The organism is Mycobacterium sp. (assembly GCF_044370595.1).
Taxonomy (GTDB): Bacteria; Actinomycetota; Actinomycetes; order Mycobacteriales; family Mycobacteriaceae; genus Mycobacterium.
In genome coordinates this window covers 1-22,046 of sequence record NZ_JBILVF010000024.1, presented here as the reverse complement: position 1 = coordinate 22,046, position 22,046 = coordinate 1, and the positions used below count along the sequence as shown (strand labels likewise).

20 protein-coding genes and 3 pseudogenes are annotated in these 22,046 nt (G+C 65.8%); 16 read left to right on the top strand and 7 right to left on the bottom strand.

The window, feature by feature from the left end; genetic code table 11:
* The first annotated feature begins 52 nt into the window (after positions 1-52).
* Both ADBZ5N_RS05625 and ADBZ5N_RS05620 read left to right on the top strand, forming a co-directional pair.
* Positions 53-2,188, top strand: a complete 2,136-nt coding sequence (locus tag ADBZ5N_RS05625; RefSeq protein WP_526256499.1) for an adenylate/guanylate cyclase domain-containing protein — start codon at positions 53-55, stop codon at positions 2,186-2,188.
* Complete coding sequence (locus ADBZ5N_RS05620; RefSeq protein WP_526256498.1) at positions 2,188-3,597, top strand: mechanosensitive ion channel family protein; 1,410 nt, start codon at positions 2,188-2,190, stop codon at positions 3,595-3,597. The genes ADBZ5N_RS05625 and ADBZ5N_RS05620 overlap by 1 nt, the downstream gene beginning before the upstream one ends.
* Before the next feature lie 40 nt (positions 3,598-3,637).
* Here the strand turns inward: ADBZ5N_RS05620 and ADBZ5N_RS05615 are convergent, their stop codons facing one another.
* Positions 3,638-5,026, bottom strand: a complete 1,389-nt coding sequence (locus ADBZ5N_RS05615) for an MFS transporter (RefSeq protein ID WP_526256511.1) — start codon at positions 5,024-5,026, stop codon at positions 3,638-3,640.
* A 257-nt stretch (positions 5,027-5,283) separates the two neighbouring features.
* On the opposite strand from ADBZ5N_RS05615, the pseudogene ADBZ5N_RS05610 reads away from it, so the two are divergent.
* The 5 genes and pseudogenes from ADBZ5N_RS05610 to ADBZ5N_RS05590 form a co-directional block, all read left to right on the top strand.
* Positions 5,284-5,691, top strand: a pseudogene (locus ADBZ5N_RS05610) (thioesterase family protein); the annotation flags it as partial.
* A gap of 47 nt (positions 5,692-5,738) precedes the next feature.
* Positions 5,739-6,392: pseudogene (locus ADBZ5N_RS05605) on the top strand (dienelactone hydrolase family protein); the annotation flags it as partial.
* Positions 6,389-7,234 carry a sulfurtransferase gene (locus ADBZ5N_RS05600; protein ID WP_526256497.1) on the top strand — a complete coding sequence of 282 codons (846 nt, stop codon included), beginning with the start codon at positions 6,389-6,391 and terminating at the stop codon, positions 7,232-7,234. The pseudogene ADBZ5N_RS05605 and the gene ADBZ5N_RS05600, both read left to right, overlap by 4 nt.
* A 553-nt stretch (positions 7,235-7,787) precedes the next feature.
* Positions 7,788-8,360 (top strand): hypothetical protein, encoded by a 573-nt coding sequence (locus ADBZ5N_RS05595; RefSeq protein ID WP_526256496.1) that lies wholly within the window; start codon positions 7,788-7,790, stop codon positions 8,358-8,360.
* Complete coding sequence (locus ADBZ5N_RS05590) at positions 8,357-8,899, top strand: hypothetical protein (RefSeq protein WP_526256495.1); 543 nt, start codon at positions 8,357-8,359, stop codon at positions 8,897-8,899. Before ADBZ5N_RS05595 ends, ADBZ5N_RS05590 begins: the two co-directional genes overlap by 4 nt.
* On the opposite strand, the gene ADBZ5N_RS05585 is transcribed toward ADBZ5N_RS05590, so the two are convergent.
* Positions 8,896-9,786 (bottom strand): extracellular catalytic domain type 1 short-chain-length polyhydroxyalkanoate depolymerase, encoded by an 891-nt coding sequence (locus tag ADBZ5N_RS05585; RefSeq protein ID WP_526256494.1) that lies wholly within the window; start codon positions 9,784-9,786, stop codon positions 8,896-8,898. The two genes, ADBZ5N_RS05590 and ADBZ5N_RS05585, sit on opposite strands and share 4 nt — an antisense overlap.
* Before the next feature lie 25 nt (positions 9,787-9,811).
* Positions 9,812-10,654: an esterase/lipase family protein gene (locus ADBZ5N_RS05580; protein ID WP_526256493.1), complete on the bottom strand. Its 843-nt coding sequence runs from the start codon at positions 10,652-10,654 to the stop codon at positions 9,812-9,814.
* Positions 10,655-10,762: 108 nt separating this feature from the next.
* Between ADBZ5N_RS05580 and ADBZ5N_RS05575 the strand changes: the two genes are divergently transcribed.
* The 3 genes from ADBZ5N_RS05575 to ADBZ5N_RS05565 all read left to right on the top strand — a co-directional run bounded on the left by ADBZ5N_RS05575 (position 10,763) and on the right by ADBZ5N_RS05565 (position 13,773).
* Complete coding sequence (locus ADBZ5N_RS05575) at positions 10,763-11,248, top strand: Dps family protein (protein ID WP_526256492.1); 486 nt, start codon at positions 10,763-10,765, stop codon at positions 11,246-11,248.
* 445 nt (positions 11,249-11,693) lie between these two features.
* A complete protein-coding gene (locus ADBZ5N_RS05570; RefSeq protein ID WP_526256491.1) occupies positions 11,694-13,022 on the top strand; it encodes a CNNM domain-containing protein in 1,329 nt (442 codons plus the stop codon).
* A gap of 148 nt (positions 13,023-13,170) precedes the next feature.
* A complete protein-coding gene (locus tag ADBZ5N_RS05565; protein ID WP_526256510.1) occupies positions 13,171-13,773 on the top strand; it encodes an FKBP-type peptidyl-prolyl cis-trans isomerase in 603 nt (200 codons plus the stop codon).
* Between the two features lie 43 nt (positions 13,774-13,816).
* On the opposite strand, the gene ADBZ5N_RS05560 is transcribed toward ADBZ5N_RS05565, so the two are convergent.
* A complete protein-coding gene (locus ADBZ5N_RS05560; RefSeq protein WP_526256490.1) occupies positions 13,817-14,779 on the bottom strand; it encodes a tocopherol cyclase family protein in 963 nt (320 codons plus the stop codon).
* A 138-nt stretch (positions 14,780-14,917) separates the two neighbouring features.
* Between ADBZ5N_RS05560 and ADBZ5N_RS05555 the strand changes: the two genes are divergently transcribed.
* Together ADBZ5N_RS05555 and ADBZ5N_RS05550 are read left to right on the top strand one after the other, a co-directional pair.
* Entirely contained in the window at positions 14,918-15,700 is a 783-nt protein-coding gene (locus ADBZ5N_RS05555; protein WP_526256489.1) for an acyl-CoA thioesterase, read from the top strand.
* A 107-nt stretch (positions 15,701-15,807) separates the two neighbouring features.
* Positions 15,808-16,101: a DUF4193 family protein gene (locus tag ADBZ5N_RS05550; protein WP_526256488.1), complete on the top strand. Its 294-nt coding sequence runs from the start codon at positions 15,808-15,810 to the stop codon at positions 16,099-16,101.
* A 25-nt stretch (positions 16,102-16,126) separates the two neighbouring features.
* Here ADBZ5N_RS05550 and ADBZ5N_RS05545 read toward each other — a convergent pair.
* A pseudogene (locus ADBZ5N_RS05545) lies at positions 16,127-16,618 on the bottom strand (NlpC/P60 family protein); the annotation flags it as partial.
* A 241-nt stretch (positions 16,619-16,859) separates the two neighbouring features.
* Here ADBZ5N_RS05545 and ADBZ5N_RS05540 point away from each other — a divergent pair.
* The gene (locus ADBZ5N_RS05540; protein WP_526256487.1) at positions 16,860-18,242 is read left to right on the top strand and encodes an aminotransferase family protein; all 1,383 of its coding nucleotides are present in this window, start codon (positions 16,860-16,862) and stop codon (positions 18,240-18,242) included.
* Between the two features lie 6 nt (positions 18,243-18,248).
* Here the strand turns inward: ADBZ5N_RS05540 and ADBZ5N_RS05535 are convergent, their stop codons facing one another.
* Entirely contained in the window at positions 18,249-18,578 is a 330-nt protein-coding gene (locus ADBZ5N_RS05535) for a hypothetical protein (RefSeq protein WP_526256486.1), read from the bottom strand.
* Positions 18,579-18,677: 99 nt separating this feature from the next.
* Here ADBZ5N_RS05535 and ADBZ5N_RS05530 point away from each other — a divergent pair, with 99 nt between their 5' ends.
* On the top strand, positions 18,678-19,634 hold the full coding sequence (locus ADBZ5N_RS05530; RefSeq protein WP_526256485.1) for a R2-like ligand-binding oxidase: 957 nt from the start codon (positions 18,678-18,680) through the stop codon (positions 19,632-19,634).
* Here ADBZ5N_RS05530 and ADBZ5N_RS05525 read toward each other — a convergent pair.
* The gene (locus ADBZ5N_RS05525) at positions 19,631-20,560 is read right to left on the bottom strand and encodes a zinc-dependent alcohol dehydrogenase (RefSeq protein WP_526256484.1); all 930 of its coding nucleotides are present in this window, start codon (positions 20,558-20,560) and stop codon (positions 19,631-19,633) included. The genes ADBZ5N_RS05530 and ADBZ5N_RS05525 overlap by 4 nt on opposite strands.
* 119 nt (positions 20,561-20,679) lie before the next feature.
* Between ADBZ5N_RS05525 and ADBZ5N_RS05520 the strand changes: the two genes are divergently transcribed.
* Together ADBZ5N_RS05520 and ADBZ5N_RS05515 are read left to right on the top strand one after the other, a co-directional pair.
* Entirely contained in the window at positions 20,680-21,135 is a 456-nt protein-coding gene (locus tag ADBZ5N_RS05520; protein WP_526256483.1) for a 2,4'-dihydroxyacetophenone dioxygenase family protein, read from the top strand.
* A gap of 2 nt (positions 21,136-21,137) precedes the next feature.
* The coding region (locus ADBZ5N_RS05515) for a cytochrome P450 family protein (RefSeq protein WP_526256482.1) at positions 21,138-22,046 on the top strand (909 nt) is incomplete at its 3' end.

The window sequence follows — 22,046 nt, the reverse complement described above, 5'->3', positions numbered from 1 at the left end:
GACCGATGTGCCGGAATTCCCGGCGCCGGACTCGATTGGTAGACACTCGCCGATGTCCCGTTCGTCGATGTCCCGCTCGGGGCGCCGCAATCCGCTCAACCGAATCAGCATCCAGTCCAAGCTCCTGCTGATGCTGGTGCTATGCACGGTCCTGGCGGCCGCCATTGTCGGTAGCATTGCCTACCAGACGGGCCGTAACTCGCTACGAAGCGCAGCGATCAACCGACTCGTCGAGATCCGCGAGTCGCAAACCCGGACATTGACCGCACAGCTCAACGATCTCAGAAGCGCGGTGGTCACCTACACCCACGGCAGCATGACCCTGGATGCTCTACGGGATTTCACCGCAGCCTTTGACCAACTGGCCGACGCCACGGTGACCCCGGAGATGTCCAGGGCGATCACCGACTACTACGACTTCTTCGCCAAAGAAACCGAGAAGTACAGCGGAACCCGCCTTGATGTGTCGGCACTGCTGCCTACCTCTGCGGCTGAGCGCTACCTGCAGGCGACCTACACCGCGAAACTGCGCACCAATGAAGCCGCCATCGCGATGGACGACCCCCGGGATGGCAGCGCATGGTCGGCGGCCAACGCCAAGTACCACACGTTCTTTCGCGAGATCGTCACCCGCTTCGGGTTTGAGGACGCGCTGTTGCTCGATGCGCGCGGCAACGTGGTGTACAGCGCCTATAAGAATGTCGATCTGGGCACCAACATCCTCACCGGCCCGTACAACGGATCAAAACTACGCGACGCTTACACCCAGGCAATGTCGAGCAACCGCGCCGACCAGGTGGTTTACACCGACTTCGAGTTCTACCAGCCCTCCACAATGGCACCCACCGCCTGGATGGTCGCTCCGCTGCCGCCCAACGGCAAGCCGAACGGCGTTCTGGCAATGCAGTTTCCAATCACCAAGGTCAACACGGTGATGACGTTTGACAAGAAGTGGACCCAGGCAGGAATGGGCGATACCGGCGAGACGATCCTCGCCGGTGAGGACTTTCTGATGCGATCGGATTCCCGACTCTTCCTGGAGGATCCGGACCGGTACCGACAGATGGTGATCGACGCCGGCACCCCGCCCGACATTCCCGATATGGCCATCAGACAGGGCGGCACCACGCTGGTCCAGCCGGTGGCGCCCGACGCCCACAAGGAGGCACAGAAGGGCTATAGCGGCACCCTGATCGCCAAGGACTACCTCGGCCGCCCGACGATTCAGGCTTACGCCCCGGTCGGCAAGATGGCCAACCTGCGCTGGTCAATCGTGGCGAAAATCGACACCAGTGAGGCCTTCGCCAGGGAGGCCACCTTCACCCGGATCGTGGTTCTTGCCACCACCGGGATCATTTTCGGGGTCTGCTTGCTGGCGGTGATCCTGGCCCAGGTGTTCCTTCGGCCCATCCGCCGGTTGGAAGCCGGGGTACAGCGCATCAGCGCCGGGGACTACCACGTGGCCATCCCGGTCGAGACGCGCGACGAAATCGGCGACCTCACCGGGATGTTCAACGAAATGAGTCGCAGCCTCTCAGTCAAGGAGGATCTCCTCACCGAGCAGCGAATCCAGATACACCAACTGCTGCGCACCCTGATGCCGGTGGCGATCGCCGACAAGTTCGGCGCCGGTGAGCCGATCACAGCACGCGAACACGCCAACGTCACGGTGATCTATACCGAAGTCGCTGGATTGGACCGGTTGCAGGCCGAACTCGATTCCGATGAGTCGCTTGGCCTTGTGACTGAGATCCACCGGCAATTCGATGCTGCTGCAGCAGAATTCGGCGTCGAACGGGTTCGGCCGGTGCGCAACGGCTTCTTGGGTAGCTGCGGTCTGACCATCCCGCGCCTGGACAACGTCCGTCGCACCGTCGACTTCGCAATGGAATGCCAACGGATCCTGGATCGGCTGAACAGCGAGGCTGCCTTGAATCTGAGGCTGCGCGCCGGCATCGACACCGGCACTGTGAGCAGCGGACTGATCTATGAGCCTTCGCTGGTGTTCGACATGTGGGGGACCGCAGTCAATTTGGCGCACCGACTCAAGGACGGATCCGAGTCAGGTATCTATGTCACTTCACGTGTCTTCAACACTCTCGATGAGACGATGTCGTTCACCGAGGCGGGAAGCGTGACAGCGGACGGCCACGCCGAACGCGTCTGGCGTCTGATGGAACCGCGCTGATGGGCAACCTACTGGGCGCTTCCTGGTTCTACTGGGCGGTCGGGATCGCAATCGGCCTGCCGGTGGCGCTGATCGCGCTCACCGAGTGGCAGCACACGCTGCGCCGTCGCGGCAGCAGCTTGATCGGCCCGGTGACTCTGCTGCGCAACTACCTACTTCCCCTGGGCGCGCTTCTGCTGGCGATGGTCGGAGCCACCCAGATGCCGGCCGGGTCGACCCCGGTTCGCATTGTCGCCACGCTGGTGGCCATCGTCGTGCTGATCCTGATGCTCTCCGGGATCAAGGCCTCGCTGTTCGCCTCTGCGCCGCAGAGCAGTTGGCGTCGACGCGTGCCGGCGATCTTCCTCGATGTCATTCGATTCGCGCTGATCGCCCTCGGAGTTGGGCTGATATTTGCCTACATCTGGGGTGCCAACGTCGGTGGACTGTTCACCGCGTTGGGTATCACCTCCATCGTTATCGGCTTGACCCTGCAGAACTCGGTCGGCCAGATCATCTCCGGACTGCTGATGCTGTTCGAGCAGCCCTTCCGATTGGGGGACTGGATCCAAACCGACAAGGCCAAAGGCCGCGTGGTGGAGGTCAACTGGCGTGCGGTCCATCTGGAGACGTCCGACGGGCTGCGCGTCACCCCGAACTCGGTACTGGCCGGGCAGTCGTTCACCAACCTCAGCCGCCCGGAAGGCCAGCACGCCATCCGGGTGACGACCGTGTTCGCCATCGAGGACCGTCCCGACCAGGTGTGCGCGATGCTGACCCGGATCGCCGCCCAGCTTCCCGAATGCCACCCCGACCTGACCCCGGTCGCCGTACCGCTGGGACAGATGGAGTACCGCACCAAGATTCCGCTGCGCACACCTGGGGACGACGGCAGCGCCGAGGCGACTTTCCTGCGCTGGATCTGGTACGCCGCGCGCCGGGAGGGACTGCACCTCGACGAAGCCGACGACGAGTTCACCGAGTCGGAGTCGGTCGAGGCGGCGATCCGCGCGGTGGCGGCGCCGACTCTTCGACTCACCACCGACCAGCAGCGCTCGATGGCCGCTCATGCGGTCATCGAGCGTTACGGAGCCGGTGAGCTGATCTTGCCGGCCGGCATCGTCCCCGAACACATGCTGTTCATCATGTCCGGCACGGTGCTGCTGACAGGGGATACCGACGACGGATCGCGCACCGAGGTGGGAACTCTGGAGGAGGGCTCATACCTCGGTCAGAGCACGCTGGTCCGCCACCCCGTCATCGGATCGTATTTCGCGCTCGACGAAGTCACCCTGGTGCGGGTCCGCCGTGAAGCCATCGAGCAGGTCGTGCAGCGCGATCCGGTGTTGCTGCAGGAGTTCGGCCGCTCCATCGACGAGCGCCGAGCCAGTGTGTTCCGGGCGCTGGCCGACAGCTCTGAACAGACCTGATCCCGCCGATCCAATCAGCTGACCGCTCAGATGGGACCGCTCAGCCCCATTCGTGGTTCATCGCGCGGGAGTCGGTGATTTCCTCGGGCCGCACCGCGCGTAACCGTGGCCTGCTGACCGCGATCAGGATCAACCCGATCAGCCCGGTCAGCGCACCGAGGGCGAAGGTCGCGGTGTAGCTGCTCTCCGGCGGATAACCGTCGAGATTGCGGCTGAGCAGGACAGCCACGATCGCAGCGGCGATGGCCGCCCCCACGGTCCGGGCGATGGCGTTGATGCTGGTGGCGATCCCGGTCTCGCCCACCTCGACCTCCTGTATCACCAGCACCGGCAGCGCTCCGTAAGCCAGGCTGATGTAGGCGTTGACCAGCAGGCTGGCCGCAATGACCTGCCAGGCCGAGGAATGCGCTACCGCGAGCAGGCTGAACCCCACCACGCCGAGGACCGTCCCGACCGCCAGTACCGGCCGCGCGCCATACCGACCGATACAGCGGCCGCTGACCAACGCCGTCAGGAAGCCGACGAGTGCACCGGGCAGCAGATAGACCACACTGGCCTCCAACACGGTGGCGCCAAACCCGTAGCCGCTGGCGGTCGGTGCCTGGACCAGTCCGGTCAGCCCTAAGAACGCGCAGTACAAGCCCATCCCGACGGCCACTGTCGCGAGGTTGGTCAGCAGGATGGGCCGCCGGGCCAGCATGACGGTGGAGACCAGCGGTTGAGGACAGCGCCGCTCCCACCACCACCACAGCCCCAGCATGACGGCGCCACCGAAACCCGCGGCCAGGGTGCGGATTGCGGTCCAGCCCCACAGATTGCCCTGGGTGACCGCCAACAGGACCAGTGAGAGCCCGGTACCGAGGCCGACCGCGCCGGCCCAGTCCACCGTCCCGGTGACCGAGCGACCGCGGCTCGGGACCACCAGCACGACGGCCACGATCACCACGGCCACGAAGGCGACGGTGAACCAGAACACCCGGTGATAGCTGGCATCCCCGCGCATCAGCAGTCCGGTGATCACCAGGCCCACCCCACCACCGAACCCGAGCACCCCGGACAGCACGGCCATCGCGCCCATCAATCGGTCGGCAGGCAGTTCCTCGCGCAGGATCGAGACCCCGATCGGGTACAGCGCGAATGACGCCCCCTGCAGGACCCGCGCAGCGATCAGCAGCGGCAACGACGACGTCAACGCACCCAGAACCGAGCCCGCCAACACCAGCGTCAGCACCACCAACAGGACCCTCTTCTTGACGTGCAGGTCGGCCAGCCTGCCGAGCAGGGGAGTGCTCGCAGCCGCAGCGAGCAGGTTGGCGGTTACCGCCCAACTGACGTCGACGGTGGAAACGTTCAATTGGCGGGCCATCGCCCCCAGGACGGGCACCACACCGGTCTGCAGGATCGCAACGGTCAGGGCGACCACACTCATCGTGGCGACCAGCAGACCGGGGCGCGTGACGCCGGTGTCGGCATGCGAGGCGGCCGATCTCACATCCGACACCGCGTGTCCCTTCCGTCCCCCCGTTGCCGGTTGATTATGTCGGCTAATCGTTTATGCAAGGATTTCGGGGTGTTCCGGGCCGTCACGCACTTCTTCGCCGTCGATGTATCCACGGCGGGCGGGGATGTCTTCCTTCCGACAGAGTCTGCTCATTCGCCGCGCCGCCCGGGATCACCGGGGCGGCCATCGGCAGCGACGACGTCGGCTGGAGTTCCTCCGGGGGCGAGCACCAGAACACCTCACGCAAGCGGGTCTACCACCGCTCGATCGAGGTTGTGCAAGACGAACCGGCCAGTCCGTTCGTGCGGGCTGTTGTCGCCGCCGAAGCCACCAGCCTGGTGACCAATCTGGGGACCCACGGAATCGGCTATGTCAACGGCGATCTGACGGTTGGCGTTTCCCGCGCACCGCTCGGGGATTACATTGGGGTACAGGCTGATTCGCAATGGTGCGCTGATGAAGTCGCGGTAGGATCCGCCACCCTGTTCGACGACGCCGGACCGTTTGGGACGGCCATGGTGACCGCGATCGCCAACCCAGCCGCCCAGATCGACTTCGGCACCTCACACAGCCTTCCTACACTGGGAGTCTGACGGCGAAAGCCCGCAGGACGGGGGAGACGATGATCCAGCCGGAATTTCTGCGTGACGAGGATGTCCAGATCGACGTTGCCGGCGCCAGTGTTGCCGGCCGGCTCACCATTCCCTGCCAGCCGCGCGGCATCGTGGCTTTCGCACACGGTAGCGGCAGCAGTCGGCACAGTCCGCGCAACAGGTACGTCGCGGAGGTCCTTCAGTCAGCAGGCCTGGGAACGCTGTTGTTCGATCTGCTCACCGAGGCCGAGGAAGCCGATCGGGCCAATGTGTTCGGCATCGCCCTGTTGTCGACCCGACTCCGCGAGGCCACCGAGTGGCTGCGCTCGGCCCGCGACGCCGCAGGGCTGCCCGTCGGGTACTTCGGGGCCAGCACCGGTGCGGGAGCCGCACTGCAGGCCGCTGCGGACCCACGCTGCGAGGTTTTCGCGGTGGTGTCCCGAGGCGGCCGACCGGACCTGGCCGGTGCTCCCGCTCTTGGCGCGGTCCGCGCTCCCACCCTGCTGATCGTCGGCGGGCACGACCCCCAGGTGCTCGACCTGAACCGAGCCGCGGCCGCGGCCATGCGCGCCCCGTGCGAAATCGCGATCGTCGAGGGCGCCACGCACCTGTTCGAGGAACCCGGGGCTCTGGAGCAGGTGGCGTCGCTGGCCAGGAGATGGTTCCTCCATCATCTGACACCCATTACGGTGCAGCCGTGAAGCGCCACGATGCGGTTCTGATCAGCCCGGGGGAGCTCAAGAGCCGGCTCGCCGCCGGAGACTGCCCGGCGATCCTCGATGTCCGCTGGCGACTGGATCGGCCTGACGGAAAAGCCGACTACCTGGCCGGTCACCTGCCTGGTGCAGTGTATGTGTCGCTGGAACAGGAGTTAAGCGATCACACCTGCGTCGGGCTGGGCCGCCATCCACTTCCGTCCGGCGCGGCGATCCAGGCGGCCGCCAGGCGTTGGGGGATCCGCAAGGGCCAACCCGTCGTGGTCTACGACGACTGGAACCGGGCCGGATCCGCGCGGGCGTGGTGGGTTCTCACCGCGGCGGGTCTGCCTGACGTGCGCATTCTCGATGGTGGACTTCAGGGTTGGACGACAGTTGGCGGGGAACTGCACACCAGCCCTGTGCGACCACCGGCCGGTGATGTCACCGTCGGCTACCGCGACCTCTACGCCGGTGGCCGGCCGACGCTGACCGCCGACCAGGTCGCTAACGGCGGGGTGACGATGGTGTTGCTGGACGCCCGGGCCCCGGATCGGTTCCGCGGTGAGATCGAGCCGCTTGATCCGCTGGCCGGGCACATCCCCGGCGCCCACAACCTGCCGAGCGTGTCGCTGCTTGATCACGACGGCACGTTTCTCCCCGAGGCTGCGCTGACGGGTCTGCCCGACGGCCGTGGCCCGGAATCAATAGGGGTCTACTGCGGTTCGGGGGTCACCGCATCGGTCGTGCTGGCCGCGCTTAGTGCCGCCGGGGTCGACGCCGCGCTGTTTCCCGGTTCCTGGTCGCAGTGGAGCGGGGAGAACCGCCCCGCACAGCGGGGCCCCTGACAGCTGGCACGGCGCAGCGGCGTTGCTGGGCTATGCTCCCAGCGGCGATTTGGCGGGCAGGAAGTTGACTCAGATGACAGCGGCAGTTCTGGTAGGGCGGGTGGGCGGCTTGGCGGCCGCTCTCGGCGCGGGCGTGGTAATCAGCATGGCTTCCAGCGCCCCGGCGTCGGCCGAACCCACGGACTCCCGCTCGAGTGCCCGGTCAGACACTCAGTCGGAGTCCGGCGGCCCTGCGCGTGCGGCGACGCGCCGCGGGGCCGACCCCGAGCGGTCCGGTCACCGGGCGCTCCGCCCGGCCCGGGCGGCGGCGAGTGGCGCCGCGCCGTCCGCCGTTGCGGCCGAAGCTGGACCCGAATCCGTACCTGTCGCTCCTCGGGGCACCACCGTAGGCACGGGCCGCCCGAGCAGGGCCGTCGCCGAGTCGTTGCTCGCGCCAGTCCCGCAGGAGTCCCGGCGTGAGGTTGCGCCGTCGGCAGCGGTTGCGTCAGCCAGCGTTGGGCCGGCCCGCGTTGCGGCACCTGTTCTCTCACCCGGTGTCCCCGTCCCGGCCGGTGTGGCTGCGTCGCCGGCCACCGCTACGACGTCTTTGGCCGGTTCTCTGCAGTCGCTGTTCTGCGACCCGCGCGGGCGGCGCATCACGATATTCAAGGGAACCCATTTCGCGATCCCTAACAGCTTCGCCTACTTCACCAAACGAGTCACCGGTACCGGGACCTTCACCACCGACACGGTCTATGACCTCAAGGACGAAGACCAGTACGACTGGAACAAGTTCACCGGAATCGCCTTCACCCCACTAGAACCCGATCGCAACTCGGTCATGGTCGGTTGGCGGTACAACCTGGCATCGCAGGAATTCGAGATCGCGCCGTTCTACAACGTCGACAAGAAGCGGATCTTGCCCAATGAGCAAACCGAGGTGATCTCGGTACCTGCCGGTGAGACCTTCGACTACAACGTCGACTACACCGGCGTACGGATCAGTTACGGCGGCAAGACCGTGTACAAGCCGTATCCGGAAGGTCTGAAACCCAACGTCTGGACCGCCTCGAGGGTCAGCGGCTGGTTCGGGGGCAACGAGACCGCGCCGCGCACCCTGTCCTACTACCTGAAGATCGCGCGTTGAAGCGCCCTGTCCTGACCGGTCTGCTGATCGCCTCGGTGGTGGCGCTGATCGGGCTCGTTGTGGTGATGCGCTCTGCGGTCCAGCAGTCCGCCGGCCCCGCGCCCGCGGCGGTGAAGAACATCACCGTCACCCTCGACGGCACCGCCGTCACCCTCAAAGACGGTGTCGCCGAGAGGCCCGCCGCGCCCGGGTCGGCTGCCCAAGACACCGTCCGCATCGAGGGCGAACCGGTGATGGGCGACACCACCGGAGACGGTAAACCCGACGCAGCACTGCTCATCGCCAATGACCCCGGCGGCAGCGGAACGTTCTACTACGCCGTGCTCGCCGTCGACAACAACGGCAGTTACCAGGCGACGAACGCGGTCGAGCTGGGTGACCGTATCGACCCCGAGGGCATCGAGTTCAACAACGGACGCTTCGTCTACCGCTTCCTGGAACGCAAGCCCGGAGAACCCTTGGCGGCTGCGCCCAACGTGGAGAAGCGCGTCGAGATCACTGTAGATCCGAAGTCGAACCGGATTTCCGCGGCCGCTTAGCGGATCTGTGCCGCGAAAAACTGCGCGGTGGCCCCGGACGCGTCGACGGCGAAACTGGTCGGCCCGACGATGTTGGCCGGCAACGAGAACCGGCCGGCCGGCCATGTGTGGCCGCCGCCGTCGATGCGCACCAGCACAACCTCGGTGTTGTCAGCGCAACCGGTGGCCGCCATCTCCTGGATCTCACCCGTTGACGCCGGGTCGTCGACCAACGGTCCGGGGCAGCGGTTGATCGCCCGCCAGCGTTCGGCCAGTGCCGGCGCGGAGATGATGGTGCTGGGACCGCCCCGCCCTACCATCGGCCCGCCGTTGTAGGGCACCACCGGATCGGCGGTGCCGTGCACCGCCATTACCGACACCGGCCGCGACGGTGCGCACGGAGTGGCCGCCCCCAATGTCCCGGCCACCGGAGCGATGGCGGAGAGCAGGTCGGCTCGCTCGCACACCAGTCGGTTGGCCATGAAGGCACCCGCGGACATTCCGGTCACGAACACCCTGCCCGGCGGAATCTGGAAGTCACGGGACAACTGTTCAATGAGCGTGGCCAAGAAACCGACATCGTTGACGCCCTGCCGGTCCGGCAGCGACGCGCCCCGGCCGTCGGCCCAGGCGGTATCGATGCCGTCGGGATAGGCGACGACGAACCCGTACTGGTCGGCGACGGCGTTGTACCCCGTCACAGCGGCTTGCTGGCTTCCGGTCATCCCGGCGCCGTGCAGATTGATTACTAGCCCGTTGGGCTGCCCAAGGCCGGCGGGGACATGCAGCACGTAGGTTCGCTGCATACCGCCGAAGCTGAGCATGCCCGGCGGGTTGGCTACTGCCGGTGGGGCAGTGAGGCCAACGAAAACCAAAGCGGCCAGCAGTGCCGAAAGACGCGTTCTCACGCTGGATAGTTTGCCAGGTGTGCAATCAGGACGCTGCGCCGCGTTCCTCGGCGCGCAGTTGGCGGTCGTCCTGCTCGGTGAATTCGATGAGGACCCGTGCCACTTCGGGTGAGTAAAGCAGCGACAGGTGGCCCAGGCCGTCGATGGCGATATCGGTTCCGCCGCGGGGACCCAGCGCGCTGGTGGTCGGCGGGTGGACGATGTTGTCATGAGTGGAGTAAACGCTCAGCGTGGGTGTGACAACCGGGCGTTCCCGGCGCTCGACGTGGAATTCGCCGCCCTCGCGGAGTTCTTTGGCCACCCTGCCCAGGATTGGCCCGCGCCACTTCACGCCGTTGTGTGGCGTGCCTACGGTGATGCAGTGCGCGACCCGACGTCGCCCGTTAGGGGAGTGCGCGTACTCCAGACATACCAGTCCGCCCAGTGAATGAGCCACCAGGGACACCCGGTCGATGTTGTTCTCGGCACAGACGCGTTCGACGAACCGGTCCAGCCGGGGGACGTTGCGGTCCACCGAGTCGAACCACGGGTAGTTGAATCCGTACAGCGGCCCCTTGGCAGCCCTGCGGAACTGTCGTGCCATCCACCAGAAGTCGGCCCGGTTCTGAAAATAGCCGTGCACGAACACAACTGGGACATTGTTACCGTCGCTGAACTTTCGTCCGATGAAGAAGTACAGGGGAATCAGCGGCTGGGTGATGAGCACGTAGTACAGCTCGCGCCACATCGCCTTGGCCTGGCGCTGGCCGGGGCGGCGTTCGACGTGCGCGGTCATCAGGGCGAACGAGCCGAACAGGTACACCAGAGCCGCACCGAGCAGGACCACGGCAACTCCGAGTCCGAGCAGTTCGGCAGCCTTGATCGACACGGCGGAATCCTAGCGCGGCGCCTGCGATGGCGATCCGATCCTTGCGGAAAGGACGCCGGGGTCTAAACTTGATCTAGTCCAGAAAGGTATCTTATGACAAGTTCGGGTATGAACGTCGACTTGAACATCGACAACGGCATTGACGCCGGGACGCGTGTTCGTATCTGCGAAGGTCTGGCGCAACTTCTCGCCGACACGTACACGCTCTATTTGAAGACGCACAACTATCACTGGAACGTCACCGGACCGATGTTTCAGACGCTGCACTTGATGTTCGAGACCCAGTACAACGAACTGGCTCTGGCGGTTGATCTCATTGCCGAGCGTATCCGGGCACTCGGCGCGAAAGCGCCCGGCAGCTACACGGAGTTTTCCGAACTGACAAGCATCACCGAGAGTGTTGGGCCAGTGAGTGCCACGCAGATGATTCGCGACCTGGTGGCCGGCCAGGAAGCGGTTGTGCGAACGGCCCGCCGACTCTTCCCAGTCGTGGAGGAGGCGCATGATGAGCCGACGGCGGATCTGCTGACTCAGCGGATGCAGATTCACGAGAAGACCGCCTGGATGCTTCGAAGCCTCCTTGACGATCACTAAACGGCCGCCACACGGCAATTCGTCACAGTGACGTTTAGGCGCTTCGGAAAACCCGGAATCTGCACCAATTCGTCACAGTGACATATTGGGGAACCTGAGACCGTGCCTAATGGAACTCCGACCGGGGGGTTCGTCCGGCTTTCGCGAAGCAGGCTTCAGAGGGCCGGATAATCGGCCAACGGGCGACAGGCAAGCCAGACGGGGAACCGTCGGAAACCGTCGGCGCACCCGTGCGCAGGAAGCGCAGAGCGCCTGGAAATGTCGGCCAGGATGGCGGTCCGCGCAATTGCCCAGCTCACCCTTTTGCCGATAAGCCACATTATGTCAGTTAACGTGAAGCGGGGTTTGCCCTGCTCAGCCTGCGAATTGTCCGTTGTCGATTGACGCCGAGAGAGTCAGGCAGGAGAGTCAGGCAGAATACTGGCCATGGGTTCGGCCAGCACCCATGGCAGCCGTCTGGCCGGCGCGGAAGGTGTACGTGGATCGGTACGTGTTCGACCTCTCACTGATTTTGGTTCTGCTGCTCCTCAACGGTCTCTTTGCCGGCAGCGAGATTGCGCTGATTTCGCTGCGCGAAGGCCAGTTGCGAGCCATGGAACGGGGTTCGGGTCGGCGGGAACGGGCGCTGGCCCGGCTGGCTCGCAATCCGAACCGCTTTCTCGGCACGATCCAACTCGGCATCACGCTTGCCGGATATCTTGCATCAGCCACCGCGGCAATCACCCTTGCCGAGCCGCTCGTCCCCTCCCTGGGCTTTCTGGGGGGTGCCGCCGAGGCCGTCGCGGTGACGTCGGTGACCATCGTGCTGGCCGTGGTCAACATCGTGGTGGGTGAACTGGCACCCAAACGATTGGCGATGCAGAACGCTCAGCGCTGGGCCCTGATGGTCGCTATCCCCCTGGACCGGCTCGCCACGCTGTCCAAGCCGATCGTCTGGCTTATGGGCAAGGCGACCGACCTCATCGTGCGGCTCTTCGGAGGAAATCCCGACGCCGCGGCCGAACAACTCTCGTCCGAGGAGTTACGCGAACTTGTATCGGCCCACCGCGGGCTGACCATCGAGCAACGCGAGATGATCTCCGGAGCCTTGGAGATTCAAGACAGGGTGCTGCGCGAGATTCTCGTGCCCCGGCGCAAAGTGATCATGCTCTCCAGCGACCTCCCCATGTCCACGGCCCAAGACCAGCTTGTCGACTCAGGCCACTCCAGGGCGCCGGTGGTCCGCTCCCGCAATCTCGATGAGGTCATCGGGGTTGTGCACCTTCGCGACCTGCTCGGTGGTGGAACGTCTCTGGCCGAGGCTGCCCGCCCCGCATTGCAGTTGCCGGACAGTCTTCCGGTCTCTGAGGCATTGAAGCGGTTCAAGGCCGAACGGGAGCAGTTCGCGGTGGTGATCGACGAACGCGGTGGCGTGGCCGGGATCGTCACTCTGGAGGATGTCCTCGAGGAGATCGTTGGTGAGATCTACGACGAGACCGACCGCGATGTCCTGGGTGCCAAGGTGATGCCCGACGGAAGTCTGGTGCTACCAGGCAGCTTCCCCATCCACGACTTGCCCGACCTTGGTGTGGAGATCCGCGATCTGCCCCGCGGTGACTATGCCACCGTAGCGGGACTGGTCCTGGTGATTCTGGCGCGAATTCCCACTGAGCCCGGAGACCGAATTCCATTGGACGGCTGGACCATTGAAGTTCGAGAAATGGAACGGAACACCATTACCGAGGTTCGGCTCATGCGGCGGCCCGCGGTCACGCTCTCTGAATCACGCCCCTAGGCCATCCAGCCGCACCCTATCGACAATCATCTCAGCCGGGAACGCGTGAAATGTCGGGCGCGCCCGCCCCGCCACTAGCGGCCCAAAGCGGCACCTGTCCAGCAGCGGGAAAAAGCCGCTGTAGCGTGATGGTGTGATTTCCTCTCGCATGTCATCGTCCATCGCTTTTGTCGCATGTGGCGCAGCGCTGGTCCTCGGCCTGAGCGCCTGCGACTCCAGCACAAGATCCTCCACCTCGTCGTCCGGCATGTCGACCGAGGTTGCCTCCTCCCCGGTCACTCCCGCCGCCGGCGGCGCCTGCCCCACCGCGGCACCTGCCGGTGATGTTGCTCCCGAGTGGACCGTGTCGGGTAGCAGTGGCAGCGTCGCCGTCACCGGATCCACCGACGCAGCGGCACCGAAGATTGAGGTGAGCCAACCATTCGCCATCGCCCAGACCCAGGTGCAGACACTCAAGGCCGGTGAGGGCCCGGTAGTCCCCGACACCGCCACGGTGTCGGTTTGCTATATGGGCGTCAACGGCCGCGATGGGTCGGTGTTCGACAGCAGTTACGAACGCGGCGAGGCGGCGGACTTCCCTCTTAACCGGGTGGTGCCGGGCTTCCAGAAGGCTATCGCCGGCCAGAAAGTCGGTTCTACGGTCGCCGTTGCGATGACGTCTGCCGACGGCTACCCCAACGGCGAGCCGCGTGCGGGCATCGAACCGGGCGACACACTGATCTTCGCGATCAAGATCCTTGGCGTTAACTAGAAGAGCAGTCCCTAGGCGCCGCTGCGCGCTGATGTCGAGCAGGTTAGGCCGGTCGGGTGCCGACCTCAAGGCCGGCCAGTTCCGATGTCCCGTCGAAGATCACCCGGCCCGACTCGCGGACCGTGCACCGAAGCCGGCCACCGAGGTGTTCGAAGTCGGTGTCGATGTTGCGCCGCTCGGCCGGCAGCGGCACCGGCAGCACATGCGGCGGCAAATGGGTTCCGTCCCCTTCTAATTCGATCTCGTAGCGCCTGGAGCGTCCGCGCAGCAGCCAACGGTTCTCCCCTACCTGTGAGCGCACCAGCAGAGGCGGTGTCATCCTGATGACCGTTGTGCCCACCCGGACCACGATCCCGTTGACGTCGCGGGCGATCGGTCCCAGTGACAGCAGTCCACCAGAGAAGGCCACGCACACGTCGGCATCGCCGAAATCGTGGGCCTGCCCCCACCACCAACGCAACGGAAATCCCTTGCCCCAGTTGCGTTCTGCGTAGAGTTTGGCGCTATCGAATGTCCAGCTCTCACCGGCATATTCGACCGTGCCGCTGGCCCGGCCACCCAAGTAGTACGGATGCCAGTACTGATTGAGGAACGGGACTGCCGAGAATATCCCGCCCCCGCCGAATGCTTTGGGCCACAACACCCGGTCGCGGAATTCCATGTCCAGCTTCAGGTCGCCGAGTTCGAAGCGGACCCGGTCGGCGCCCACGGTGAAGTTATCCGACTCATCCCCGGCGGTGACGCTGAACGGGCTGTGCGCGGCACGGGCGCCGCGCAGGGCAGCCGAGCGGACCACCAGGCCGGGATGCACGGCCACCGCCGTGGTGGACCAGTCACCGTCCGGGTGGCGGTTGACACTGCACAGAGCGATCAGCGCACGCCCAGTGGCCTCGTCGGAGACCCGCCAGAACCAGCCCTCCATCTCGGTGCCATGCGAGGGCAACGGGTTACCGAACGGCACGTCAGCGCCGCTGCGGCGGTACAACTCGATCAGGTTGGGTGCCATTTGGGGTCAGCCTTTCAGAGAGCCGTCGAGGTATCCAGTGGCTCTTTCAGCGACGCCCACGAGCCGAGTCGCTCCTCCGCCTGCTGCAAGCCGCGCTCCATGACGGCGAGTCTAGGTGGCGCAGTTAGGGTGAGCCGCATGTCGCCGAGTTGGATTGCCCGCCTGGTGCGACTGGACGGCGGCGATGGCGTCTACCGAACCGCCACGGCGCTGGGCGCCGGGCCTCGTCTTTTCGGCGGCCTGATCGCGGCGCAGGCACTGGCCGCAGCGGCTGCCACCGTGGCGGCCGACCGGCTGCCGCAATCCCTGCATGCCTACTTCATCGCGGGCGGGCGAGTCGGTGTGGACGTCGAGTACACGGTTGAGTCCACCCGCGACGGTCGTTCTTTCAGTACCCGGCGGGTGACGGCCAGCCAGGAGGGAGTGCCGATTTTCGAGATGCTGGCCTCCTTCCATCGCCCCGAAGTGACGTCGGACTGGCAGCGGCCCGCCAGACCGCGGCTGCCGTTGGCCGAGGCGACCACCGCCGTCACTCCCCCGCAGGATTGGGCCGACTACTTCGAGGCGCGGGTCGCGGCCGGGGAACCCCCCGAATGGCCGAGTCAGCCGTTCTGGTTCCGCTCGCGGCAGCCCATCGAGATAGACCCGGTACTGCGGGCGTGCGCGCTGACCTTCATCTCCGACCTGGGCATGGTGTCCACCGCCCGGCCGCCCGGCCACGACGAGCCCGGTCCGGGTGGGGCGGCCAGCCTGGATCACGCCCTGTGGTTGCACCGGCCGAGCGATCCGCACCAGTGGCATTGCTATGACTCGGTCGGGATCAGTCATCGCGACGCCCGTGGTCTGGCGTTCGGGTCGATTCATGACCGTGTCGGAACCCTAGTGGCCAGTGTGGCCCAGGAATCGCTCTGGCGAATTTGACCGTCGCCGACCAATCCGGTGTTTAGGCGGGGTGCGGTTCGGGGAATAAGTCCGCATTCGGGCCGACGCTGGAGTCGGCAAGGCGAACGAACCGAAAGGCATGAACCATGACCGTTGACTACGACGCACCCCGTCACGCTCCGGTTGACGCCGGGGAGCCGCTCGACGAGCTTTCAGTTCGCCGCAACGACCCCGCGACGGCGGTTCTGGACGTCGACGAGGCCGACGGGGTGTACGCCTACGAGTTGCCGGGAGCGGATCTGTCCGACGAGGAGTTCATGGTCCGGGTCGTTCCCAAGCAACCCGACGAGTTCACCTGCAGCACCTGCTTCCTGGTGCACCACCGAAGCCGGCTGGCCCGCGGCAACAACGGCACGTCGATCTGTACCGACTGCGCGTAGCGACCGCGGGCCAACTGCGTCAGGCGATGACCCTGATCAGGTAGGAGGCCATCCGCTCGGTCCGCACCGGCGACACCGTGACACCGGCGTCAGTGACCTCGAGCATCTGGTTGTTGCCGAGGAACATGGTCACGGTCTCGGTCCCCTCCGGGCCGTAAAAGATCAGGTCCGCCGGCAGCGCCTGGGCCGGGGTGACCTTCTGGCCGACGTTGTACATCGACCCGGATGAGCGCGGTAGCTTGGCGCCCACCCCGGCGTAGACGTACTGGATCAGGCCCGAGGCGTCAAAACCCACAGTGCTGGCACCATCGCCGGTGCCCAGCGTCGGTCCGGTGATTCCTCCGCCGCCCCAGGAGTACGGAACGCCGCGCTGAGCCAGGCCCCTGGCAATAACAAGGTTGACGGCTTGATCCCTGGTAACCGGGGCCGCCGAGGCCACGACGGTGCCACCCGTCAGCATCAGCAGCACCAGACCGACCGTTGCCAGTATTCTGCTGGCCGCACCGATGCGCTTCATCTCTTTCCACCTCTCCAGGTCGCAATCCGGGATCTCCGGAACATTTGACCCAAAAGTCACTAGAACCACTTGTACAACAAGCGATTCCGGGGCTCCATCCCCTAATCGAATCCGCGCTGGGCGCGTTGTCGAACCGTGATGCAACGGTGTCGTAGACGCACCCAAACGTCGCCGAACAGTTGCCTGCCGCGGGCTGACTGGATGGGCCGGACGCCCATGGGCCGGCCGGTAAACTCCGCCCATGACCACAACCCACACGGCCCTGCCGAATGGACAGGACATCGACACCGCCATCGCGGAGGGCCGACGCGCCTTCGATCTGGACCGCAAACACGTGTTCCATTCCTGGTCGGCGCAGGCGCAAATCACGCCGATGACCATCCTGGCCTCCGAGGGCGCCTACGTCTGGGACGGCGATGGCAACAAACTGTTGGATTTCTCCGGTCAGCTGGTGTTCACCAACATCGGTCATCAGCACCCGAAAGTGGTGGCCGCGATCGCCGAGCAGGCGGCAAAGTTGTGCACGATCGCCCCCCAGCACGTCAACGCCGCCCGATCTGAGGCCGCCAGGCTGATCGCCGAGCGCACTCCCGGTGATCTCAACCATGTCTTCTTCACCAATGGCGGTGCTGACGCCGTCGAGCACGCTGTCCGGATGGCCCGGTTACACACCGGCCGACGCAAGGTGCTGTCCCGCTACCGCTCGTATCACGGGGGCACCGACACCGCCATCAACCTCACCGGCGACCCGAGGCGCTACCCCAACGACTACGGTGCCGCCGGCGTCGTGCACTTCAACGGTCCCTTCCTGTACCGGTCGTCGTTCTACGCCGACACCGACGAGCAGGAATCCCAGCGGGCACTGGACTACCTCGAACGACTCATCGCCCACGAAGGTCCGGCGACCATCGCGGCGATCGTCCTGGAGTCCGTGCCGGGCACCGCAGGCATCATGGTTCCCCCGCCCGGGTACATGGCCGGGGTGCGGCAGATCTGCGACCGCCACGGGATCGTGTTCATCGCCGACGAAGTGATGGCCGGGTTCGGACGCACCGGTCGGTGGTTCGCCATCGACCACTTCGACGTGGTGCCCGATCTGATGACCTTCGCCAAGGGGGTGACGTCGGGCTACGTGCCCCTCGGCGGTGTGGCCATAAACGACGCCATCTATGCGACCTTCGCCGACCGCGCCTACCCGGGCGGGCTGACGTACTCGGGTCATCCACTGGCCTGTGCGGCGGCGGTGGCGACGATCACCGTCATGGAGGATCAGGGCATGGTGGCCAACGCCGCCCGCATCGGGGAGCAGGTGCTCGGCCCCGGACTTCGCGAGTTGGCCTCCCGGCACCGCTGCGTCGGCGAGGTGCGCGGGCTTGGGGTGTTCTGGGCCGTCGAGTTGGTCGCCGATCCGGTCACCCGTGAGCCGCTGGCACCGTACGGCGGATCAAGCCCGGCGATGAACGCGGTTCTGGCGGCATGCAAGTCCGGCGGGCTGTTGCCGTTCGCCAACTTCAACCGGATACACGTCTGCCCGCCGTGCAACGTCACCGATGCCGAGGTCGCCGAGGGACTGGCGGTTCTGGACGCTGCGCTGGGCGTGGCCGACCAACACCTCGCCGGCTAGCCCTTATCAGGACGGGTAGCCGTGTTGGGTCAGTACGAAGAACAACAGCCCCAGGCACAGCAGCACGTTCAGTGCCACCACGACCGCCCCTGCGACGACGGCCCAGTGCGCCAGGCGCTTTTGAGCGCGCGACCGCCTGGTGCGCCGCTGATCGCTCACCAGGTTTGTCGCCACCAGCGCGAAACTGACGTCGACCCATTCACGCTCGCTCGCCGGTGCTCCGGCGGCAATCTCGCGCAACCGCGCCGGCGGGATGTCGACACCGACCGCGCCGAACCGCCGACTCAGCCGACGTAACTCGCCGTCTGAGCGCACCGAGTTCGGCCAGGCGTTCATAGCTAACTGACTGTAGTTCGCATCGTCACCAGCGATACCCACAATCGTCTCTATGCTGGGGGTTGGACGCCGTCCACCAACAGGCAGATGGAGCCTTCAATGACGCGCACGATCGAACACGGCAAGCGGACGGGTTACGCCTCACTGGGTGCCGGCGGGCTCAACCAGGACTCCTTCCCCATGCGGCTTTTCCTCAAGGGCAACGCCAAGCACTGGAATCCGGCCGATATCGACTTGCGCCAGGACGTCAAGGACTTCGCCGCGATGACCGACGACGAGCGCCGCTACACCACTCGCTTGGCAGCCCAGTTCCTGGCCGGCGAGGAGTCGGTGACCCAGGACCTGCAGCCGTTCGTCGCCGCGATGGCCGCCGAAGGCCGCTTCGCCGACGAGATGTACCTGACCCAGTTCGTCTACGAAGAGGCCAAACACACGCTGGCCTTCCGGCTGTGGTTCGACGCGGTGGGCGTCTCCACGGACCTCCACGAGCACGTCGAGTACAACGAGCCCTACACCCAGATCTTCACCCGGGAACTACCCGCGAGCCTGCACGCGCTACAGAGCGATCCCGGCCGGGCCAACCAGATTCGCGCCTCAGTCACCTACAACCACGTCGTTGAAGGCTGCCTGGCGCTGACCGGCTACTACGGCTGGGGGAAGGTCTGCAGCAGCCGCGGCATCCTGCCGGGCATGCAGCAGATCATCAAGCACATCGGCGACGATGAGCGCCGCCACATGGCGTGGGGAACCTTCACCTGCCGACGCCACGTCGCCGCTGACGACAGCATGTGGCAGGTGGTCACCGACCGGATGGCCGAATTGATGCCGCTGGCGCTGGGCACCGTGGAAGCAGGTTCAGAAGACTTCGGGGACACCCCACCGTTCAACATCGATCCGGCAGAGATGGCCGCCTATGCCGCCGACAAGCTCACCCGCCGACTCGGCGCGATCGAATCGGCCCGCGGCGCCGATTTGCGGTTGATCGACCGCGACGCCTCTCCGGAGACCCTCGAGGAGACCTTCCACGCCGAGGACCAATTAGCGATGAGCGGCTAGGGCTGCAGCAAGACCTTGATCGCGCCACTGGCCCGATCGGCCGCCACCCGGAACGCGTCGGCGGCCTCGGCCAGGGGGAAGCGATGCGTGATCACGGCCGCCGCGATCTCCGGATCGGCGGCCAGCGCCGCAGCGGCCTCGGCGAACTCATGCCTGCCGCCGCGGTTGTCGTAACAGTTGCACCCGACCATCGAAAGCTCGTTCATGGTGAATGGGATGCCGGGAAGGCGACGATCGCCTTGTGCGACACCCACCATCGCGATCCGCCCGCCGACCTCCGCCCGCTGCACACAGTCGGCCAGCGCCGAATCGGTCCCGGCGGCTTCGACGACGACTTCGTAGCGGCCGCGCGGTGCGCCCGCGCCGAGCCGCTCCCCGGCCGCCCGCTGGTGGTCGTGGCGCGCCACCAGGTCAACCTCGAGCCCCATGGCACGGGCAGCGGCAACCGCGAGCAGACCAACGCTGCCACCGCCCACCACCAACACCCGCTCCCCCGGCACCGCCGAAACCATTCGCAGCGCGTGCCAGCTGACAGCCAACGGTTCGACCAGCGACGCATCGGCGACGGCAAGGCCCTCAGGAAGGGGCACCAGGCAATCCGGCGGGACCGCCACCCGATCGGCCAAGCCGCCGTCGAACGCAACTCCGAGTAGGCCGTGCGGGACCGACCCGCAGCAGCGCTGCGTGGACCCGCGCCGGCACTGGCTGCAGGTACCGCACCGAACGGTGGGCTCCACGCAGTAAGCGGTTCCGTTGAGCGTGCCGGCGATTTCGTGGCCGAGGGTGACGGGGAGGTTCCAGCCCACCAGTGTCAGATCGCTACCGCAGATGCTGGCCGAGCCGACCTCCAGCACCGGCCAATCGGTGACGGGATCGGCGACCTCCGCCACGGTGGGGACCCCGGCGACACCGCGCACGACTCGCATGGGTCACATTGTGCGGCATGGCTCAACCAGACCTAGTCAGTTAGTGCTAATTGCGATATCGTTTTCGCATATCGCAGTACGTGTTTGTGCATCATTCACCTCAACGAAAGGTCACGGCCATGACGATGGTCGATATTCCCGGCGCGGTCCACATCGGCGCGGACGAACTTCCCTTCGTCGACATCGGAGACGGCTCCAAGCTGAAGGTGATCATGGTGAAGGAGGCCGAAGGCCTGTGGATCCTCGAGAACGTCTTTCAGGCCGGCTATGAGGTTCAGCGCCACAAGCACACCGGTCCGGTGTACGCCTACACCACGTCGGGGGCTTGGAAGTACAAGGAATACGGCTACGTCAATCGGGCCGGATCGTTCCTCTACGAGCCCGCTGGTTCCGTCCACACCTTGCAGATCCTCGAAGACGACACCCACGTCTGGTTCCAGATGTACGGAGCCAACCTGAATCTCGACGACAACGGGGCGGTGGAAAGCGTGTCCGACGGCGCCAGCACCCTGGCCGTGTACCGGAACCTGTGCGCACAGGCCGGTTTGCCCAGCCCCAACGTCCTGCTGGGTTGACCATGACCACCACCGCGGCCTTGGACATCGACCTGGCCGACCCGGACACCTTCGCCGACGGTGTCCCGCACGAGACGCTTGCGGCGCTTCGTCGATCCCACCCGGTGCTCTGGCAGCCGATGGAGAGTCAGCCCGGATTCTGGGCGGTGTTGCGCCACGCCGATGTGGTCTCCGTTGCCCGCCATTCCGAGGTCTTCTCATCCTCGGCCGGCGGCATCACCGTCGAGGACGTCGAAGAGTCGACGCTGCAGCGGGTTCGATCGATGCTGCTGGCCATGGACCCGCCACGGCACACCGCCTACCGGTCGCCGCTGTCGCAGCATTTCCGGCCGCGGGCGATCGGTGGACTGGAGGACCGGGTTCGCCGGACCTGCCGCGCCATCCTCGATGAGGTCGGCGGTGGCACCGTCGAGTTCGTCGGCGACGTCGCCGCCAAACTGCCCAACCGGGTGATCGGAGAGCTGTTCGGACTGCCCCGCGACGATTGGGAGTATCTGCGGAAACTCGCCGAACGGATCACCGCAAGCCAGGATCCCGACCTCGGCAACACCGACGGGCAAGCACGCCCCGGCGGCGAGGAAATGGCGGCCTATGCCGTCGAACTCGCGGCGACCCGGCGGCGCGCCGGCCTCGGTGATGACCTCACCAGCGCGATCTTGGGTGCTCAGTTCGGCGGGAAGCCGATGAGCGACGCTGATTTCGGCGGCTTCTTCGTCCAACTCGTCACCGCGGGCAACGACACCACCCGCGGCATGCTGTCCTCCGGGCTGCTGACGCTGCTTCGGCATCCCGATCAACTCGCCGAACTGCGCGCCGACGCGACCCTGCTACCCGGTGCCGTCGAAGAAATTCTGCGCTACGACAACCCGTTGCACTACTTCAGGCGGACCGCACTGGTGGACATCGAGTTG

Excerpts from the sequence above, each read along its gene's own strand:
- ADBZ5N_RS05520 (WP_526256483.1), top strand. The coding sequence starts at position 20,680 with ATGACGATGGTCGATATTCCCGGCGCGGTCCACATCGGCGCGGACGAA.
- ADBZ5N_RS05550 (WP_526256488.1), top strand. The coding sequence starts at position 15,808 with ATGACCGTTGACTACGACGCACCCCGTCACGCTCCGGTTGACGCCGGG.
- ADBZ5N_RS05570 (WP_526256491.1), top strand. The coding sequence starts at position 11,694 with ATGGCAGCCGTCTGGCCGGCGCGGAAGGTGTACGTGGATCGGTACGTG.
- ADBZ5N_RS05555 (WP_526256489.1), top strand. The coding sequence starts at position 14,918 with ATGTCGCCGAGTTGGATTGCCCGCCTGGTGCGACTGGACGGCGGCGAT.
- ADBZ5N_RS05575 (WP_526256492.1), top strand. The coding sequence starts at position 10,763 with ATGAACGTCGACTTGAACATCGACAACGGCATTGACGCCGGGACGCGT.
- ADBZ5N_RS05615 (WP_526256511.1), bottom strand. The coding sequence starts at position 5,026 with ATGAGTGTGGTCGCCCTGACCGTTGCGATCCTGCAGACCGGTGTGGTG.
- ADBZ5N_RS05540 (WP_526256487.1), top strand. The coding sequence starts at position 16,860 with ATGACCACAACCCACACGGCCCTGCCGAATGGACAGGACATCGACACC.
- ADBZ5N_RS05620 (WP_526256498.1), top strand. The coding sequence starts at position 2,188 with ATGGGCAACCTACTGGGCGCTTCCTGGTTCTACTGGGCGGTCGGGATC.
- ADBZ5N_RS05560 (WP_526256490.1), bottom strand. The coding sequence starts at position 14,779 with ATGGCACCCAACCTGATCGAGTTGTACCGCCGCAGCGGCGCTGACGTG.
- ADBZ5N_RS05625 (WP_526256499.1), top strand. The coding sequence starts at position 53 with ATGTCCCGTTCGTCGATGTCCCGCTCGGGGCGCCGCAATCCGCTCAAC.
- ADBZ5N_RS05565 (WP_526256510.1), top strand. The coding sequence starts at position 13,171 with ATGTCATCGTCCATCGCTTTTGTCGCATGTGGCGCAGCGCTGGTCCTC.
- ADBZ5N_RS05525 (WP_526256484.1), bottom strand. The coding sequence starts at position 20,560 with ATGCGAGTCGTGCGCGGTGTCGCCGGGGTCCCCACCGTGGCGGAGGTC.
- ADBZ5N_RS05535 (WP_526256486.1), bottom strand. The coding sequence starts at position 18,578 with ATGAACGCCTGGCCGAACTCGGTGCGCTCAGACGGCGAGTTACGTCGG.
- ADBZ5N_RS05530 (WP_526256485.1), top strand. The coding sequence starts at position 18,678 with ATGACGCGCACGATCGAACACGGCAAGCGGACGGGTTACGCCTCACTG.